17 protein-coding genes are annotated in these 18,840 nt (G+C 60.6%); 10 read left to right on the forward strand and 7 right to left on the reverse strand.

Annotation, left to right across the window (positions count from 1 at the left end):
• Positions 1-64 precede the first annotated feature (64 nt).
• Positions 65-1,462, reverse strand: coding sequence for an aminotransferase family protein (locus tag AC1965_RS17145; protein WP_483885038.1), 1,398 nt, complete (start codon positions 1,460-1,462; stop codon positions 65-67).
• A 563-nt stretch (positions 1,463-2,025) separates the two neighbouring features.
• Here AC1965_RS17145 and AC1965_RS17150 point away from each other — a divergent pair.
• The 5 genes from AC1965_RS17150 (at position 2,026) to AC1965_RS17170 (ending at position 6,377) form a co-directional block, all read left to right on the forward strand.
• Positions 2,026-3,027 carry a taurine ABC transporter substrate-binding protein gene (locus AC1965_RS17150; protein WP_483885039.1) on the forward strand — a complete coding sequence of 334 codons (1,002 nt, stop codon included), beginning with the start codon at positions 2,026-2,028 and terminating at the stop codon, positions 3,025-3,027.
• A 108-nt stretch (positions 3,028-3,135) separates the two neighbouring features.
• Positions 3,136-3,942, forward strand: a complete 807-nt coding sequence (locus AC1965_RS17155; RefSeq protein ID WP_483885040.1) for a taurine ABC transporter ATP-binding protein — start codon at positions 3,136-3,138, stop codon at positions 3,940-3,942.
• The gene (locus AC1965_RS17160; protein ID WP_483885041.1) at positions 3,939-5,216 is read left to right on the forward strand and encodes an ABC transporter permease; all 1,278 of its coding nucleotides are present in this window, start codon (positions 3,939-3,941) and stop codon (positions 5,214-5,216) included. The genes AC1965_RS17155 and AC1965_RS17160 overlap by 4 nt, the downstream gene beginning before the upstream one ends.
• On the forward strand, positions 5,198-5,458 hold the full coding sequence (locus tag AC1965_RS17165) for a hypothetical protein (protein WP_483885042.1): 261 nt from the start codon (positions 5,198-5,200) through the stop codon (positions 5,456-5,458). The genes AC1965_RS17160 and AC1965_RS17165 overlap by 19 nt, the downstream gene beginning before the upstream one ends.
• A 4-nt stretch (positions 5,459-5,462) precedes the next feature.
• The gene (locus AC1965_RS17170; protein ID WP_483885043.1) at positions 5,463-6,377 is read left to right on the forward strand and encodes a trypsin-like serine protease; all 915 of its coding nucleotides are present in this window, start codon (positions 5,463-5,465) and stop codon (positions 6,375-6,377) included.
• Positions 6,378-6,625: 248 nt separating this feature from the next.
• On the opposite strand, the gene AC1965_RS17175 is transcribed toward AC1965_RS17170, so the two are convergent.
• A complete protein-coding gene (locus AC1965_RS17175; RefSeq protein WP_483885044.1) occupies positions 6,626-8,758 on the reverse strand; it encodes a DEAD/DEAH box helicase in 2,133 nt (710 codons plus the stop codon).
• A gap of 203 nt (positions 8,759-8,961) precedes the next feature.
• Between AC1965_RS17175 and AC1965_RS17180 the strand changes: the two genes are divergently transcribed.
• On the forward strand, positions 8,962-9,477 hold the full coding sequence (locus tag AC1965_RS17180) for a MarR family winged helix-turn-helix transcriptional regulator (RefSeq protein WP_483885045.1): 516 nt from the start codon (positions 8,962-8,964) through the stop codon (positions 9,475-9,477).
• A 117-nt stretch (positions 9,478-9,594) separates the two neighbouring features.
• Positions 9,595-11,757 (forward strand): selenide, water dikinase SelD, encoded by a 2,163-nt coding sequence (gene selD / locus AC1965_RS17185; RefSeq protein ID WP_483885046.1) that lies wholly within the window; start codon positions 9,595-9,597, stop codon positions 11,755-11,757.
• Here the strand turns inward: selD and mnmH are convergent.
• On the reverse strand, positions 11,741-12,799 hold the full coding sequence (gene mnmH, locus AC1965_RS17190; protein ID WP_483885047.1) for a tRNA 2-selenouridine(34) synthase MnmH: 1,059 nt from the start codon (positions 12,797-12,799) through the stop codon (positions 11,741-11,743). The two genes, selD and mnmH, sit on opposite strands and share 17 nt — an antisense overlap.
• 178 nt (positions 12,800-12,977) lie before the next feature.
• Here mnmH and AC1965_RS17195 point away from each other — a divergent pair, with 178 nt between their 5' ends.
• The gene (locus AC1965_RS17195; RefSeq protein ID WP_483885048.1) at positions 12,978-14,222 is read left to right on the forward strand and encodes a Tm-1-like ATP-binding domain-containing protein; all 1,245 of its coding nucleotides are present in this window, start codon (positions 12,978-12,980) and stop codon (positions 14,220-14,222) included.
• On the opposite strand, the gene AC1965_RS17200 is transcribed toward AC1965_RS17195, so the two are convergent.
• Genes AC1965_RS17200 through AC1965_RS17215 form a run of 4 tightly spaced genes read right to left on the reverse strand, consistent with a single transcriptional unit; the run spans position 14,211 to position 17,157 of the window.
• A complete protein-coding gene (locus AC1965_RS17200) occupies positions 14,211-15,146 on the reverse strand; it encodes an OmpA family protein (protein ID WP_483885049.1) in 936 nt (311 codons plus the stop codon). The two genes, AC1965_RS17195 and AC1965_RS17200, sit on opposite strands and share 12 nt — an antisense overlap.
• Complete coding sequence (locus tag AC1965_RS17205; protein ID WP_483885050.1) at positions 15,143-15,712, reverse strand: peroxidase-related enzyme; 570 nt, start codon at positions 15,710-15,712, stop codon at positions 15,143-15,145. The genes AC1965_RS17200 and AC1965_RS17205 overlap by 4 nt, the downstream gene beginning before the upstream one ends.
• A 12-nt stretch (positions 15,713-15,724) precedes the next feature.
• On the reverse strand, positions 15,725-16,441 hold the full coding sequence (locus AC1965_RS17210) for a GNAT family N-acetyltransferase (protein WP_483885051.1): 717 nt from the start codon (positions 16,439-16,441) through the stop codon (positions 15,725-15,727).
• Positions 16,438-17,157, reverse strand: coding sequence for a competence/damage-inducible protein A (locus AC1965_RS17215; RefSeq protein ID WP_483885052.1), 720 nt, complete (start codon positions 17,155-17,157; stop codon positions 16,438-16,440). The genes AC1965_RS17210 and AC1965_RS17215 overlap by 4 nt, the downstream gene beginning before the upstream one ends.
• A gap of 48 nt (positions 17,158-17,205) precedes the next feature.
• On the opposite strand from AC1965_RS17215, the gene sfsA reads away from it, so the two are divergent.
• Positions 17,206-17,913: a DNA/RNA nuclease SfsA gene (gene sfsA, locus AC1965_RS17220; protein ID WP_483885053.1), complete on the forward strand. Its 708-nt coding sequence runs from the start codon at positions 17,206-17,208 to the stop codon at positions 17,911-17,913.
• 50 nt (positions 17,914-17,963) lie between these two features.
• Positions 17,964-18,794, forward strand: coding sequence for a type I methionyl aminopeptidase (gene map / locus AC1965_RS17225; protein WP_483885054.1), 831 nt, complete (start codon positions 17,964-17,966; stop codon positions 18,792-18,794).
• Positions 18,795-18,840 lie beyond the last annotated feature (46 nt).

Here is an 18,840-nt window from a genome sequence, read left to right on the forward strand (position 1 = left end):
GTAGATAGCGGCAGGCACCGCGCGGTCAAGCCACGGTGCCTGTCAGGCGATCCGGCCTGCGGTTTTACGCCGAGGCGAAGACGCGGGTCAGCGCGCCATCAACTGCCGAAACGATCTGGTTGATATCATCCTTGGTGGCGATAAGCGCGGGCGAGAAACACAGAGTGTTATTCTTGCCCGGCACGGATCGGTTGGTTGCGCCGATGATGACACCCTGCGCCATGCAATCGCCGACAACCGCCTGCATCTGCTTTTCCGGCACCGGCGCGCGGCTGTCGTGGTCGGTGACCAGCTCGGCGCCAAGGAACAGCCCCTTGCCACGCACCTGCCCGATGATCGGGTGTTTGTCGGCCAATGCGGCCAGTTCATCCAGCATGTAGTTGCCCATGTTGGTGGTGTTTTCGAGCAGGCCTTCGCGTTCGATGATGTTCATGTTCTCAATCCCCGCCGTTGGTCCGGCGGTGCAGCCGCCAAAGGTGGAAATGTCGCGGAAGTAGTTCATCGGATCGCTGGCATCGTCCTTGAACATATTGAACACCTCTTCGGTGGTCACAAGGCAAGCGATGGCGGCATAGCCGGAGGCCACACCTTTGGCCATGGTCACCATGTCAGGCTTGATGCCGTAGTGCTGATAGCCAAACCAAGTGCCGGTGCGGCCCACGCCACAGACGACTTCATCAATGTGCAGCAGGATGTCGTATTTTTTGCAAATCTCCTGCACGCGTTCCCAATAGCCGTCGGGGGGCGTGATAACGCCGCCGCCTGCGGTCACGGGTTCAAGGCAAAGCGCGCCGACGGTATCTGGCCCTTCGGCAAGGATCACATGTTCGATCTGATCGGCAGCCCAAAGGCCATAGTTTTCCTGCGGTGCGCCGTCCTGTTCAAAGCTGCGGTATTCGAGGCAATGTGGCACCCGCACGAAACCCGGTGCAAAGGGGCCGTATTGCGCGTTGCGTTCATCCTGCCCGCCCGCCGACAGGCAGCCGATAGTCGTGCCGTGGTAATCGCGGTCGCGGTAGAGGATTTTGTGTTTCTTGCCGCCATAGCGCTTGTGCGCGATCTGGCGGACCATCTTGAACCCCTTCTCGTTCGCCTCGGAACCCGAATTGCAATAGTAGACCCGGCTAAGACCCGGCATCTTGTCCAGCAATTTGGTGGCGAAGTGAGAGCCGGGGATTGATCCGGCGGAACCTGCAAAATAGTTCAGCTTGATCAACTGGTCGCGCACGGCATTGGCGATGCTTTCGCGGCCATAGCCGACGTTGACCGTCCAGACCCCGCCCGACACCGCATCAAGGTGCTCTTTGCCTTTCTGATCCCAGACGCGCATGCCTTTGCCTTCGACAATGATGCGTGGATCGGTGGTCTCATAGGGTTTGTGCTGGCTTAGGTGATGCCAGATATGGGCACGATCTGCCTCGACGACGCGAGAAATGTCATTTTCGTTGAAATTGCCGTCCATGGAACCAGACCTTTCTTTTTTGTGGGATGCCCACGAATGAGAGACGCGGCGCGCGCGTATTGTCAGCCACCACAACACCGCCAATCGAAAGTTTCAAGTAGGTCCAGATCAAGATGATCTTTGAGGCCAGAGTGCGCTTTGGCGGATCACGGCCTGCGCGATGCCGCATCGGCGCGGGGGATAACAGCGTTTGAGGTGCCGCGCAGCTCAGACGGCGCGCGCGTCGGGGCAAACTGGACTCATCATGTGGCGAAATGTGGACGTTTATTCTGCAAGACTTCCATCGCCAGACTAGCGTGCGAGCGTTTGCCAAGGGGCTGCGTTTTCAGGCGCCGGATGCCGGAAAGACGCAAAAATGGGGGTTTCAAGTACATTATGTTGCCCGGTGAGGGGAATAACGACATGCTGAACGTAGTCATTAACGTCAGCGATTGAGGGGGTGTAGCGAACTTCATCCCAGCGTGACCGCAGGACAGAGTGGGTTAACCCACCATATGCGATCACCCACGAACGACCAGACAAGGGGCCAGCAAGGACCCGAAAAAATCCATCAGGAGAGTGATATGATCAAGAAAACAACAGCTGGAATTGTTGCCGGTGCCGTGATGGCGCTATCTGGGCAGTCGGCTTTTGCCGAATCTCATGGCGAAATCACCGTGGCGTACTTCCTGGAATGGCCGATGCCGTTCCTCGCCGCCAAACAATCAGGTGCTTACGACGACGCGTTGGGGATGAAGGTGAACTGGGTATCGTTCGAAACCGGTACCGCCATGTCCGCCGCGATGGCGTCAGGTGACGTGCAGATCGCCGTTAGCCAAGGCGTGCCACCCTTCGTTGTGGCAGCGTCAGGTGGGCAGGATATCCAGATCGTCGATGTCGCCGTCAGCTATTCAGACAATGACAACTGTGTTGTCGCGGCAGGGCTTGAGATCGACAAAGACAGCGCCGGCGAATTGGCAGGCAAAAAGGTCGCCGTGCCACTGGGGACCGCCGCTCACTACGGATTTTTGCGTCAGATGGGTCACTTTGGCGTGCCACTGGACAGTTTGCAGGTCGTTGATATGGCCCCACCAGAGGGTGCCGCCGCGCTGAGCCAAGGGTCGGTTGACATGGCCTGCGGCTATGGTGGCGGTCTGACGCGGATGAAGGAATACGGCAACGTACTGCTTACCGGCGCAGAAAAGGAAGATCTGGGCATTCTGGTGTTTGATGTCACATCCGCCCCCGCCGCATATATTGCGGAAAATGGCGATGTGGTGGCGAAGTTCCTGAAGGTGACCGCAGATGCCAATGCCGAATGGAATGCCAACCAGGACGCCGACATGCTTGCGGCGATCGCGCAGGAATCGGGCATGGATGTGGACGCGACACGAGACTTCATCGGCACGATGAAATTTCTGACGGTCGAGGATCAGTTGGGTGCTAAATGGTTGGGCGGTAACGCGCAGACGTTTATGAAAGGCGTGGCCGAAGTATTCGTCGAGGCAGGCAGCATTGATGGTGCGCTGGACAGTTATGATGGCGCTGTAAACACTGGCCCGCTAACGGCCGCCAGCGAGATGTAGACCAACCCCGCGCGCGCCTATTGCCCGGCGCGCGCCCATCTATCCCAATCAATCAGAGGCCGGGACAACCCGGCCCGATCTACAACAATAGGGACGGAAACCAGCCATATGACAGGACTTTCCATAGAAAACCTCTCCATGCGGTTCGATCTGCCGGGGGGCGGATCGGTTCAGGCACTCAAAGACGTGTCGATAGACTTGAAAGCGGGCGAATTGCTTAGCGTGCTGGGGCCATCGGGCTGCGGCAAGACAACTTTGCTGAACATCGTAGCGGGGTTTTTGGCCCCAACTGACGGGCGCATCATTTTGAACGGGCATGAGGTCCATGGCCCCGACGCAGAGCGCGGCATGGTGTTTCAGCAAGGCGCGTTGTTTGAATGGATGTCGGTGCGTGAAAACGTGGGCTTTGGCCCGTCGATGAAGGGTATGCCCAAGAACAACAAAGCCGAAATAGTGGATCACTTGTTGGACGTGGTCGGTCTGCAGGACTTTAAGGAAAAAGCCGTTTACGAACTGTCGGGTGGCATGCAGCAGCGGGTCGCGTTGGCACGTTGTCTGGCCAATGACCCCGATGTCATTTTGATGGACGAACCGCTGGGGGCGCTCGATGCGTTGACCCGCGAAAAGATGCAGAGCCTCGTTTTGAAACTGTGGAAAGAGACCGGCAAGACGATCATCCTGATCACCCATTCCGTCGAAGAGGCGCTGTTGCTGGGCGAGCGTTTGATCGTGATGGCCCCCAGGCCGGGACGCATTCATACCGAATACCGCCTGCCCTTTGCCGAGCTGGGCGTGGGCCAGGATCTGCGTGAGGTGAAAAAACACCCCGATTTCGCGATCAAACGCGAGGAAATTCTAGGTATGATCTGGGACATGGAAGAGGAAATTATGGGCCGGACGGAGGTGAGCGCGTGACCGGCTTCATCTTCCTCGCGATCTACATTGCCATCTTTGCCGCCGCGTTCTTTATCGTCACCCAAGTCATCATGCGGGCCCGAACGCGGGATTATACCTCTCTCAAGACAGTGACGTTCGGCGACGAAAGCGCTGTGCGGCCCAACCGGGCGGCGGGGATCATTTCGATATTCACCGTGTTCCTGATGTGGGGGATATTCACCGGTTCAAACTGGTTGCCCGGTTTTCTGCATGCCCCCGGCCCGTTTCAGGGGACGGCCAAATTTACCTACACCGCCGAGGCCGAAGGCAATCAGCGCGACGATGCAACGGTGACTGTGGTCGTACACCCACGCGGCACGCCCCAAGACGCCCCAGAGGTCGCGCCGGGCGATGGCTTTGCCAAGGACGACAGTGCCACGGTGGCTCAGTGGCGAACTGTGTTGATCAACGTGGACCGCAACGATGACATCACGAAAAAAGACGGCGCACGGGTGATCGCCATCGACGGGCGCAAGATCGCGCCGGGCGGATCGGTTAAAATTGACGGCGGCGTGGTGAACCTATCGGACAAGGGCACCCCGAACTTTGAGCCTGCGCGCGGTTGGCAGATGGAACCGCTCTACCTGCCCGCACCCGAAGACGTATGGGCGCGCACGCTCAAGATAGCCGACGAAGGGTTCCGCAACACCTCACTGCTCGGGCATCTTGGCTATTCGCTGTTTCGCGTGATTATCGGGTTTATTTGCGGCGCCATCGTGGGAATACCATTGGGCTATGCAATGGGGCTCAGCAATTGGTTCCGCGGCTGGTTCGACCCTATCGTGGAATTCATGCGCCCGGTGCCGCCGCTGGCCCTGATCCCCTTGGTCATCATTTGGGCCGGCATCGGCGAAACAGGTAAGATCATTCTGCTGTTTCTTGCCGCGCTCTGGATCATGGCAATTGCGGCGCGATCAGGCGTGTCGGGCGTGAATATCGCCAAGGTGCATGCGGCCTACAGTCTGGGGGCCAGCAAGTCGCAGATCATGCGTCACGTGATCATTCCCAACTCGCTGCCCGAAATATTTACCGGCGCCCGTGTTGCAATGGGTGTGTGCTGGGGCACCGTCGTGGCCGCCGAACTTGTCGCGGCAGAGCAAGGGGCGGGGATGATGATCATGACCGCGTCAAAGTTTCAGAACACCGATATCGTGATCATGGGGATCATCCTGATCGGGGTGATCGGGTTTGGCATTGATATGCTGATGCGCTGGGCCGAGCGGATTTTGGTGCCTTGGAAGGGGAAGTCATAGCGATTTCTTTTGAAGAAATCGGACCGGACTTTTTTAAAAAGTCCGGGGTGGAGAATGACAACGCCGGGGTGATGCCCCGGCGTTTTCTCGATTTTAGAACATTTAGAAAAAGAGGTGTGGTGGCTCAAACCCCGTTTGCATTGATTTGTACCGGCAATTTTTGCATCCTCCTCGGGACTATTATTGTCAGCGGGATAATTTCTGAAACCGTGGGTCCGGCTGGCGTGACTCTGAGAAAGTGACGCAATGAGAGCCATCGTATTATTCTTCACTTTGATATCAGCGCAAACACTGGCTGCGGGCGATTGTAACGAAGCGTGCACTGCAAGCGATCCCGAGAGAGCAGAGCAGTCGGGCCTGAATGCACATGATGGTATCGAACTGTTCGCTGGGGCTACGGGCTATCCGGAGATGATCGCTGGTGATACCCGAAAAGTCAGATCAGAGAATTCGCCGAAATGGCTCGAAGCCGTTGGCAAATTGACCTCAACCGTTTCAAAAGGGAAAGAGGAGAGTTGTTCGATTGTGCTGATTGCTGACCATCCCGAAAAAGACGGAATTATTGCAATTACGGCAGGTCACTGTGTTGATCATTGGTATAATGGGCAAGAGTCATTCAAAGCTGGTGAAAATCACGTGCGCTTTACCAGCAATAGCGGCAAGGTAATCAACACTTCTATCAGTGAAGTCTTACGAGCAGAGATGAATCCCGGTGACTATGCTGTGGTCAAGCTCAAGTCGAAGATTTCCAAGTCTGACATAAAGCCGCTCATCAATGCTCCGTATGATTATGGAGATATGCTGGATGATGAGTACTTTGATGGAGGTTATGCTACGATGGCTGGGTACAGCGCCGACACGGGGCTTGGCCAAAAAGGTGAAGTTTTGACCTACGATGAATGTGTATCCCTCAATGGAGGCGCTTCTGGTCTTAAAAAAGCCTATTGTCACTCATACCACGGTGCGTCTGGAGGAGCGGTTGTAGTAACCGTCGATCTCGAAGATATGCCTGAAATGGACTATCAACAGGATAGAGGAGTGCAGCCCTATTTTGTTGGTTCAATTTCCGGCAGACGCAGCGGCGACGATAATTCAAGAACTATGTTCACTGAGACAACTCATTATAGCCGTCTTCTTGATAAAATCCTGGAAGCAAATTAGTCATTCTTGTCCGAATAGCAGCGCGTTGTCGGCCACTTCGCACGACTCCTACCACGGATGAATGAAGCAAAGTAAGCACGACCACCACGTCGGCGAAACAGACCTCGGCGCAGGTTGCGGTGAACAACTGCTACGACCGCACAGCGAAGCAACACGCCCCCCGCCCTAGAGGTTGCCCCCTACTAAATACGCCAGAAGCAGGTCATGACCTACATGTGACAACGCCGAGGCAATGCCCCGGCGTTTTCTTATTTCGGTTTGGGTGTGCTTTTGCTTTTCGGCTTAGCACCCGGTTTGCCCATCTTGTTGGGCGGGGTGAAACGCTTGGACGGGTCCGAGGCGCGCTGATAGCTCTTTTCACCTCCGGGTTTACCCGGCTTGGGTTTGCGCGGCTCATAGGTATCGCCTGCTGGCTTTTCCTTTTTCCACACAGCCTTGGCCTTGGGCTTGCCGCCGTCCTCCGGTTTAGGGTTCGACTTTGGCTTAGGTGCGGCACCGGGCTTCATCGGGCTGCGTTCAGTTTTGTGCGATTTTGGCGGACGTTCACCCTTGGGCGCACGCGGTTTGTCGAACTTGGGCTTATCAAACTTCGGCTTGTCCGCACGCGGCGCATCGACCGAGGCGGCGCCGGGGGCGTCCGCTGGTTTGGCGCGGGGTTTGCGTGGGGCCGGGGCTGCATCGGGATCATAGCTGTCACGCGGCGGGCGCGGGGCGCGGTCGGGGCGTTCTGCCCGGTCGCCTTTGTAGCCGCCGCCGGGTTTTGGCCCGCGATTGTTGCCACCTGGTTTCGGGCCGCCACGGCCAAGGTCAGGTGCACGGTCAAGCTGGGTAATGATTGCGCCTTCTTCGACTTTCATGTCCGGCCCGACGGCACCGAGGAATTTCGGCACGGAGCTGGCCAGTATTTCGACGTAGCTGTGGCTGGGCTGGACGCGGATCGCGCCGATGTCGTCTTTGGTCAGGTCGCCCAGACGGCAAAGCATCGGCAGCAGGGTGCGTGGTTCGGCCCCATCGTTGCGACCGGTGGAGACCGAGAACCAGACCGAGGCACCAAAGGCGGCGCGTGGTTTTTCATCGCCCGGCGCGCCGGGTTCGGCGAGCTCTTCCGGGGCGGATTGGCGTGCGCGGTAGAGGTTCACAAAGGCGGTGGCCAATTGTTCGGGGCTGAACTGTTCGACCAGCGAGGCGACGAAATCGGCGGCATCTTCGGGGATCGGGTCGGACCATGCGGCGTCGGCCAGCAGGCGCGCTTCGTCCGCGGCGTTGACTTCGGTGGCCGACGGCGGGTTGGCCCATTCGACCTTGAGCTTGGCCCCGCCGATCAGGCGGTTGGCCTTGCTGCGCAGTTTGGCAGGGACGATCAGGGCAGAGACACCCTTGCGCCCGGCGCGGCCTGTACGGCCAGAGCGGTGCAGCAGCGTGTCGGAGTTGCTGGGCAGGTCGGCGTGGATCACCAGTTCGAGGTTGGGCAGGTCAATGCCGCGCGCGGCGACATCGGTCGCGATACAGACACGCGCCCGGCCATCGCGCAGCGCCTGGAGGGCGTTGGTGCGTTCAGACTGCGTCAACTCGCCCGAGAGCGCCACGACGGAAAACCCGCGGTTGGTGAAACGGGTGGTCAGGCGGGATACAGCCGCGCGGGTGTTGCAGAACACGATGGCGTTCTTTGCTTCGTAAAAGCGCAGCACGTTGATAATCGCGTTTTCAATGTCACGCGGATGCACGTTGAGTGCGCGGTATTCGATGTCGCTATGCTGTTTGGCCTCACCCACGGTGGTGATGCGCTGTGCATCTCGCTGGTAGGATTTCGCCAGTTTCGCGATGGCGGCCGGCACGGTGGCCGAGAAAAGCAGCGTGCGGCGGTCTTCGGGGGCTTCCGACAGAATGAACTCAAGCTCATCACGGAAACCAAGGTCGAGCATTTCGTCAGCTTCGTCCAGCACCACGGCGCGCAATGCGTCGAGCTTGATATTGTTGCGCTTGATGTGGTCACACAGGCGGCCGGGCGTGGCCACGACGATATGCGCGCCCTTATCTAGCATGCGGCGTTCGGTACGAGTGTCCATGCCCCCGACGCAGGTGGTGACAACGGCGCCTGTCTTGCCATAGAGCCATGTTAATTCGCGGCTGACCTGCATGGCCAGTTCGCGCGTCGGCGCAATGACCAGCGCCAGCGGCGCGCCTGCGGGCCCAAAGTGGGTGTCATCGCCCAGCAATGTGGGCGCAATAGCAAGGCCGAAGCCTACGGTCTTGCCCGAACCGGTTTGCGCGGAGACCAACAGATCGGCATCATTTAGGGCGGGGTCGGTCACGGCCTCTTGTACGGCGGTGAGGCTTTCATAGCCCTGTTGGGCAAGGGCATCGGCAATAGTCTGAATCACGGGGGTTGTCCTGTTTTGAACGGTGCTGCGGGGGGCAGGCGGGCGGTTTACGACCTGCCACGGCAAGGGGTCGCCCGTCGGTAAGGGGTCTGACAGGAAATGTACATGGTGTTTCTAACAGGCATTTCCAACTCTGATCGCAGGGATTGCGATACACAAGCAGCCAGAATAGCATGAATCATGTGAAGTAATGAGGATCTCCAATGTCACTGGACGCCCACCACCCCGCTGCACCGAAGCCGCCGCAAGACGGCCTGCACCCGCCTGTGCAATCAATCGAGGACGTCATAACCTTTCGTCTGCACCGCTTGATAACGATGGCCGAACGCGGCGGAAACAACTGGCCGGAGGCGCAGTTTGGTCTGAGCCTGAATGAATGGCGGTTGTTGGCGCTGGTCAAGGCGCGGACGCCTGTCCGCGCAGGCGACGTGGCAGAGCTTTTGATGATGGACAAAAGCCAGATGAGCCGTCTGATCAAGGGCTTGATCGCCCGAAGGCTGTTGCGCAACGCGCCGGATGCCCGTGACGCCCGAGCGGCAGCCCTGACGCTGACACCCCAAGGGCAGACGCTGCACGACCGCATGTTGGCCGAGGTTTTGCGCGGCAACGAAAAGTTGCTGGCGGTGCTGACGCCGGATCAGGTAGACGCGCTGTACGAAATGTTATCCATACTCATCACACATTCCGAAGCTTTGCTGGCGGCACGCATGAACGGGTGACACTACGGGCCGGTGTGCTGACCACAAGGCTATGGAATACGATGCAGAAGTTGAGGGACGCTGTCTCTCAATTTCCTTTGGAATATTTAGAGTTAAAAGTCCGAAAAGGGGCATCTTGTGCGGTCTGAGCTGCCATTGACGCGGGATTTGGTGCTGATCGGCGGTGGCCATGCCCATGCGCTCGTGTTGCGGCGGTGGGGAATGGACCCGATGCCGGGGGCGCGGTTGACCGTGATCAATCCCGGCCCCACCGCCCCCTATACGGGGATGTTACCGGGTCATGTCGCCGGGCATTATGCGCGTGACACTCTGGAGATTGATCTGGTGCGCCTGTGCCACCATGCGGGGGCGCGGCTGATCTTGGGCCACGCCACGGGACTGGACGCCGCAGCGCGCGAAATCGCCGTCGAGGGGCGCGGGCCAGTGGCCTATGATGTTGCGTCTTTTGATATCGGCATCACGGCACAGATGATGTTGCCGGGCTTTGCCGAACATGCGGTCGGGGCAAAACCACTTGATATATATGCGGCGCGTTGGCGCAAATTTCTGGCAGCAGCAGCATGCGGCGAGGTGCCGCCCGAGGTCGCCGTAATTGGCGGCGGCGTGGCCGGGTGCGAATTGGCAATGGCGATGGCCCATGCGTTGCGCGCGGCCGGTTTGGTGCCGCAGGTGACCGTGATCGAGGCGGCACCTGCGCTGTCGGGGATGGCTGCGCTCACCGCAGGTATCATGCGCCGCAAGATGGCGGAGCTTGGGGTGGCGGTGCGCCTGAATGCGCAGGTGGCGCGGATTGCGGCGGATCAAGTGCATTTAACCGGGCAGCCCCCGGTTGCCGCGTCCCTTTGCGTGGGCGCGGCCGGGGCGCACCCACATGGCTGGCTTGCGAATACCGACTTGCCGTTGCGGGACGGGTTTATCGAGGTGGGCCCCGATCTGGGCGTCACCGGGGATGAAGCCCTATTTGCGGTGGGTGATTGCGCGCATATGGGCTTTGCTCCGCGTCCAAAGGCCGGGGTTTTTGCGGTGCGGGCAGCGCCCGTATTGCACCACAATCTGCGCGCAGCATTGAGCGGTGGCCCGCGACGGTATTTCAAGCCGCAAAAACGCTACCTCAAACTGATTTCTTTGGGGGGGAAATCCGCAGCGGCGGAAAAGTTCGGTCTGGCACTGGCCGGTCCAGCCCTCTGGCGCTGGAAGGATTGGATTGATCGACGGTTCATGGACAAGCTCAACGATCTACCCGTGATGCGCGCGCCTGATGTGACAGGGCAGATGGCCGGCGGATTGCGAGAGATGCTGGCAGACAAGCCTCTTTGTGGCGGATGTGGTGCCAAGGTTGGCGGCGGTGTGCTGCACGGGGGGTTGGCCGATCTGACGCTCGGCGGGGATGATGTGGTGACGGGCGTAGGCGACGATGCGGCTGTGCTGCGCCAGCCCGGCGGTGGATTTCAGGTGATCAGTACCGACCATTTACGCGGGTTTGTCGAAGACCCATATCTCATGACCCGTATTGCGGCGGTGCATGCGCTTGGCGATATCTGGGCGATGGGCGCCGCGCCGCAGGTGGCACTGGCGAGTGTGATCATACCCCGCATGAGCCCGACACTACAGGCGCGGACCCTGCGCGAAATCACCGCTGCTGCGCAGGAGGTGATGACCGAAGTCGGGGCACAACTGGTGGGTGGGCACACCACCATGGGGGCCGAACTGACCCTTGGCTTCAGCGTGACAGGGCTGCGCGATAGCCCGCCGATCACGGTCGCCGGGGCACGGGCGGGGGATGTCTTGCTGATGACGCGACCGATTGGATCGGGGGTGATCCTGGCGGGGCATATGGCGGGGTCTGCGCCCGGGGGTGTGGTCGCGGCAACCCTTCGGGCCATGGCGGCGACACAACACAGAGAGGCCGCCATCCTGCGCGGGGCCCACGCGATGACCGATGTGACAGGTTTCGGCCTTGCCGGACATGTGCAAACGATCTGCCGAGCGTCCGGGCTGCAAGCTGAACTTTGGGCCGAGGCAATCCCGGTTTATGACGGGGCGCGGGCCTTGGCGGCGGCGGGGGTGGCGTCGGCGCTGATGCCGGTGAACCGCGCGGACGCGCCGGTGCATGGGGCCGCTGACCCGTTGCTGCACGATCCGCAGACCGCCGGTGGGTTGCTGGCCGCCCTGCCCGAGGCGGCGGCCGCAGACGCAGTGGATGCGTTGCATGCGCAGGGGCTGAACGGGCATGTCATTGGCAGGCTGACTGACGGTACAGGGCCTATTCAGCTGCGCTAAGACTTTGCGCATGCAGTTGCGCGGCGGTCTGTGCCAGCGTTGCGTCCTCCAGATCCGCCAGCGCGATGTGCAGTGCAGCAGGCGCGCTGCGGGCGGTGGATTTGGCATAACGCGGGTCGTAATGCCGGGCGATCAGCGCCTGCGCCAGTTCTGACCAATGGCCAGCATCGGCCAGCTCGTGCCAATCGGCAATTATCTCGCCACTGTGATAGGGGCGCAGGCGCTGCAACTGGTCCTGAAACGCGCCGCTGTCAGCAGTCAGATCATCATAGGCCCGGCAGAGAAAGGCAGCACGTGCCGCAAGCGGCGCGGTGAGTTCGACACGTGGGGCAGCGCACATGGCGGCCCAGAGGCTGGGCGGCAACACGCGGTCGCCGATCTTGCTGCTTTCGGCTTCGACCCATGTTGGACGGGCCGGGTCAAGCGTGGCAAGCGCACCGGCAAGCCTGCTTTCAAACATCTTTTGCGCGGGCTGTCCGTCCGGCATTGCGCCAAACAGCGATCCGCGATGCCCGGCCAGCGCTTCGAGGTCCAGCACCTGCGCACCGACCTGTGAAAGATGGTGTAAAAGGCGCGTCTTGGCAGTGCCGGTTCCGCCCTCGATCAGGGTCAGACGATGGGGCAAGGGCGTGTCATAGAGCGCCGCCGCCACCAGACGACGATAGGTGCGATAGCCGCCTTGCAGCAATTGCACCCGCCAGCCAACCTGCCCCAATATCGTGGCAAAAGCGCCAGAGCGTTGCCCGCCGCGCCAGCAATAGACCAGCGGCTGCCATGCGCCGTCGTGATCCGCCAGCGGGCCTTGCAAATGGGCTGCTGTATTGCGTGCCACCAAGGCACCACCGATCTTGCGCGCGTCAAAGGGGCTGGTCTGCTTGTAGATCGTGCCAACCTGCGCGCGTTCAGCGTCTGACAGTACGGGCAGGTTGATCGCGCCGGGCAGGTGATCTTCGGCAAACTCAGCCGGGGCGCGCACGTCAATAATCGTGTCGACGCCGAGATTGGCAAGCTGGGTCAGGGACGTGAGGGTACAAGGGGTCATGCCGCGCCTTTGGCGAATGGGTGTGTCCTGTCTAGCAAACCTGGCCGCAGGGTCCAGCGGCATCCCCGCTGCACCTGGGCCGATCTGGCAACGGGGCAGAAAAATCGCGTCACCGGTTGACTATTTGACGTGGCTTGGCAGGCCAGTGGCCCCCATGATGGACATCAAGGGGGCAGCCATGCGCAAAGACAAGACCATCTTGATCGTCGGGACCTATGACACCAAGTGCGACGAGTTGCAGTATATGGCCGAGTGTATTCGCGGCCAGAGCGGGCAGGTAATCAGTATGGATGTGAGCGTGTTGGGCGACACGGACGGCAGCACCGACTTTTCCAACACGGACGTGGCAGCGGCGGGGGGCAGCAGCATCGCGGCTGCGCGCACATCCCGCGACGAAAACACTGCCATGCAGATCATGGCGCGCGGCGCAGCGGCGCTGGTGAATCAACTATACCGCACCGGGGCCTTTGACGGGGTGATCACACTAGGTGGGTCAATGGGCACCGATCTGGCGCTTGATGTGTGTCAGGCGCTGCCGCTGGGGGTGCCGAAATACATTGTTTCGACGGTCGCGTTTTCGCCACTGATACCGCCGGAACGGCTGGCGGCGGATGTACAGATGATCCTCTGGGCCGGGGGGCTCTATGGGTTGAATTCGATCTGCAAGGCATCACTAAGCCAGGCGGCGGGCGCGGTGCTGGGGGCGGCGCGGGCGGTGGAGAAGCCCCAGGTTACACCGCTAATCGGCATGACCAGCCTGGGTAAATCGGCCCTCAGCTACATGGTGCCGCTGAAACCAGAGTTGGAGGCACGGGGGTTCGAGGTTGCCGTGTTCCACGCAACGGGCATGGGCGGGCGGGCATTCGAAAGCCTAGCGGCCCAGGGTGCCTTTGCCTGCGTGTTTGATTTCTGCACGCAGGAGCTGGGCAATCACGAACACGGATCAAGCCTCTCTGCCGGGGCGGATCGCCTGACCGGGGCGGCGCGCGCCGGCACGCCGCAACTGGTGGCGCCGGGCTGTTATGATCTGGTTGATCTGGTCGGCTGGCAGCCGCTGCCTGACATCTGGCGCGACCGGACGGTGCACGCGCACAACCGTCTGCTGACCTCTGTCGTGCTGAATGCCGAGGAAAGACGCCAAGTCGCCCGCGCGCACCTGAGGCAATTGGGCGGTGTCGCATCACCGACCACGTTCATTTTGCCGCGCGGGGGCTGTGGCGCCTGGGACCGACCTGGCGCCGATTTGCATGACCCGGATGGGCTGGCGGCATTCTGCGATACGCTGCGCGATAAATGGCAGGGCCCTGCGCGGCTAATCGAACTGGACGCGCATATCAATGATGTAGCCTTTGCCGATGAGGCGCTGGCGGTGTTCGATGGCTGGCTGGCCGATGGCACCGTGGTGCGCGACCTAATCCGCTGACAAAACCACCACTTCAACCCGCCGGTTCTGTTCGCGGCCTGCATCGGTCAGGTTGCTGGCGACCGGCGACAGATACCCCATACCTTCGGCCTCTAGCCGTGAAGGATCGACGGCATAGGCATCAATTAGCCTCTGCCGGACCGATTGGGCACGGCGACGGCTGAGCGCGATGTTCCCGGCCAGCGCCCCCACGGCATCGGTATGACCCACCAGCGCCACCCGCAGGCTGCGATCGGCATTGAGCATCGCGGCAAGCTCGGCCAGTGGGGCATAGGGCCCCGCCCCCAAATCCGATGTACCGGTCCCGAAATCCAGTGCTTCGAGGACAACATGGCCCTGCGCGATCAGCCGCGCGCCAAGCGCGCTGGCATCGGGTAGTGTAGCAGGGATCACATCGTCCGCATTAGGCTCTGTCACCACGGGCGCATCACCGTCAGGACCGGCCTGAATGATCTGGACATAGGCCGAGGTCGCCGCGGTACTGGCCAAGATGCTGATCGCCTGGACCGGGGTGTTGTCGGCCCCACGTCGCAGGGCGGTGACAACGTGAAAGGCACGAATATTGACGTACATATTCGGCCCCGGCAACGTTTCAGTGGCAAAGCGGAAGTCAAAGCCGCCGCATTCGCGCGCAGCACAATCCAGCACGATTTCAAATCCCGCATCAGTCAGTTGTTCTCTGAGTGGGCGCATGACCTGTAGGGGCGTCAGGCCCGCAGAATCCAGACGCCACGCCGCCCGGCGCACTGCGCCATCGATATTGATCCGCGCCACCTGCCCTTCGGCAAATATGCCGACAGGGGCAGCAAACCGATCAGGCGATGTATTGCGCTCAACCGTCACGCGCGCCGAGGATGGCAAGCGGAGGTCCAGCGCTGACGCAGGCGTGGCCAACAGCAGGCACAGGGCACCTGCGCGGATCATCTTGCCTGCGCGTGGTATTCAGCGTTGGGACGCATGTCGGTGCCGCTGGCGACACGATTGGTCATATTAAAGAACCCGGTCACGCCAGCGATATCAAAAATGTCACGTTCCGAGAAACCGGCATCGCGCAGGGCCTGCCGGTCGGCCTCTTCGACAGCCGCACTTTCCTTGGTCAGTTTCACGGCAAAATCCAGCATCGCGCGTTGTTTCGACGTCACCTTGGCAACGCGGTAGTTCATTACCAACGCCTCGCCCAATTCGGGATCGCCAGACAGTTGCCGCACGGCGGCGCCATGGGCGACAAGGCAATAATAGCATTTGTTGACAGAGGAAACGGCGACCGCAATCATCTCGCGCTCAAGCTTGCTGAGGCTGCTGTCACCCAGCATCAGGTCATTGTACATCGCGGTAAAGGCGTTGAGCTTGTCAATGTCGAAGGCATAGGCGCGCAGCACGTTTGGCACCATGCCGAGCTTGTCCATACAGACGTCGAAATACTTCTGCGTCTCAGCGGGCAATGGGTCGACCATGGGTAGGTCCAGTGCGGTGGGCATGTCGTCGGCCATCACGAGGCTCCTTCATTCGGGCGATTGGCGGTAATGATAGCGCGCCACCGGGGCAAAGCCCAGCGCACGGTATAACGCGTTGGCGGCGGTATTGGCCTCAACACACAATACTGAAATCGTATGCGCGCCCTGCGCCTGCCCCCAAAACGCCGCCGCCCGCATGATCCATTGGGCCACGCCCTGTCGGCGCTGATGCGGCAATACCTCGACCGCATGGACCATGCAGACCCCATCATGCAGCGCGGCAAAACCGGCGCCTGCGGGCTGTTCATTCCAGCGTGCTAGAATGCCGGTTTTAACGCCCGCACGCGCCATCAGCTCCAGTCGCGCGGGGCCAAGCCCGCCCTGCGCCCAGATCTCGACCATGATCGCCAGCGGTTCCCAGATACAAAAGGTGGTGACGGGCGGCATCGGCACATCGGTGAGTTTGTCGATCGGCAACGTGAAAATTGTGACCGGGTCGATCTTGGCATAGCCCCGCGCGGCCAGCTTCGCGTCCAGCTCTGCCTCGCCGTCGCGCAGCATGAACAGCGGGCGCTGACCCATCGCGCGCATGGCGGTTTCGGCGAACCCGATATCGCTATCGGCCACCGGCCCGCGTGCGGTGGCAGCCGACGCGCGTTTACCGCCACCCTGGCCATCGCGCAGGGTCCATGGACCATCCGAAAAGCGGCGCGCGGCGGGCCACGTCTGGTCGCAGACCTCGAACAGCGTATTGGCTTGAGTCATGAAAACGCCGCCTTCAGCTTTGCCATCGCGGCATCAATGGCACCATCGTCATTGCCACGGATCACGATATGCGCACCGTATTTACCATCCTTCTGAAACGGATAGCTGCCCATCGACAACAACGGATATTCCTGCGCGAGCGCGCCCAGTGGGCCTGCGATATCCCCCTCGCCACGATCAATCCGCATGGTCTTGCTGATCAGCGCCGCGCCCCCCGTCAGGCTGGGCACAATGCTGGCAACCATGGCGTGAAAAACCGATGGTACCCCGGCCATGACGTGCACATTTTCCAAGATAAACCCTGGTGCCGCCGAGACCGGATTTTCGATAAGCGTGGCACCTTCGGGGATACGCGCCATCCGCAAGCGAGCGGTGTTCAATTCGGTCCCGCTGCGTGCGTAATGCGCGGCCAGAATCTCGCGTGCGTCGGCGCGCACGTCAATGTCGCGGTTAAAAGCCGCTGCGATGCAGTCCGCAGTGATGTCGTCATGGGTGGGGCCAATGCCGCCCGAGGTGAAGACATACGTATAAACCGACGACAGCGCCTGCACCGCGGCGATAATGGCGCCACGATCATCAGCGATCATCCGGACCTCCTTGAGGTCAATCCCCACCTCGTTCAACTGTCCTGCAAGGTGGTGCATGTTGCTGTCGCGGGTGCGCCCGGACAGGATTTCGTCACCGATAACGATCATTGCGGCTGTGGGGTTTGGCATGCAGGTCGCTCCTTGAGGCTGGCATGACTTGGGTATAGGCCGCTGCCCATGCGCTTTCAAACCCAACTTGTCCCCGCCCGCCTGATCCGCCGATACAAACGGTTTCTGGCGGATTGCGTGCTGGAAGAGACCGGCGACGAGGTAATCGCCCACTGCGCCAATCCTGGATCAATGATGGGACTGGCCGCGCCGGGGATGCGTATCTGGCTGGAGCCTAACGACGATCCCCGCAAGAAGCTGAATTACGGCTGGCGGTTGGTGGACCATGAAAATGGGCATTTCACCGGGGTTGATACCGCGCTGCCCAACCGTGCCCTGCGCCACGCCCTGATGGCACGCGCGCTGCCGCAACTGGCGGCCTATGATGTGGTGAGGCCCGAGGTAAAATACGGTGAAAATTCACGCATTGATTTCCTGCTGCAGGCTGATGGCCTGCCCGATTGCTATGTCGAGGTGAAATCGGTCACCCTGTCGCGCACGCCCGGACGCGCGGAATTTCCCGACAGCGTCACCGCGCGCGGTACAAAACATCTGGGAGAATTGGGCCGTATGGCGCAGGCTGGGCATCGCGCGGTACTGCTGTATCTTGTGCAGCGCACCGATTGCGCGGACATGTCACTGGCCGCGGATATTGATCCCACATATGCCGCCGCGTTCGAAGCTGCCCGTGCGGTCGGGCTGGAAACCATCGTTATCGGCACCGATATCACGCCCGAAGCGGTCACATTGGCCGCGCCTCTTGGGTTCGTGGGGTGACAGAGGCTGGCCCTTGGCCGCCGCCCGCGCTAGATAGCAAATAAGCAAATATGGAGAGACCGGTGAACAATACCCACCGCGGCCGCCAGACCAAGGACGGCATACGCATATACGACCCATCGGATTTTGCCGGGATGCACGCCGCTGGCCGCCTCGCCGCGACCATTCTCGATGAAATCGCCGAGCATGTGATCCCCGGCCAGACAACCGGAGCGCTGGATCAGATGATCGAGGACAAGGTGACCGCCGCCGGGGCAAAGTCGGCAACGATCGGCTACAAAGGGTATCAGCACGCCAGCTGCATTTCCGTGAACCACGTGGTCTGTCACGGTATTCCCGGCGACAAGCGGCTGAAGGACGGCGATATCCTCAACATCGACGTGACAGTGATCGTCGACGGGTGGTTCGGCGATACCAGCCGCATGTATGTGGCGGGCAAACTGCCGCGCAAGGCTGAGCGGTTGATCCAAGTTACCCATGACAGCCTGATGCGCGGGATCGAGACGGTAAAGCCCGGCAATACCTTTGGCGACATCGGCCACGCCATTCAAACCTTTGTCGAAGCGCACCGCATGTCGGTCGTGACTGATTTCTGTGGTCACGGATTGGGGCAGGTATTTCATGCGCCGCCGAATGTGCTGCACTATGGCCGCCCCGGCACCGGGGCCGTGTTGGAACCGGGGATGTTTTTCACCATCGAGCCAATGGTGAACCTAGGCCGGGCCGAGACCAAGACATTGGCCGACGACTGGACTGCCGTGACCCGCGACAAATCATTGTCGGCGCAGTTTGAGCATTCCGTCGGTGTGACCGAGGACGGGGTGGATGTTTTCACGCTGTCGCCGGGTGGGTTGTTTCATCCGACCTACACGCAAGACTGAACTGGCTGGGGGGCCAGCCCCCCAGACCCCCCGAGGGTATTTATGA

Source organism: Sulfitobacter sp. KMM 9851 (assembly GCF_057178245.1).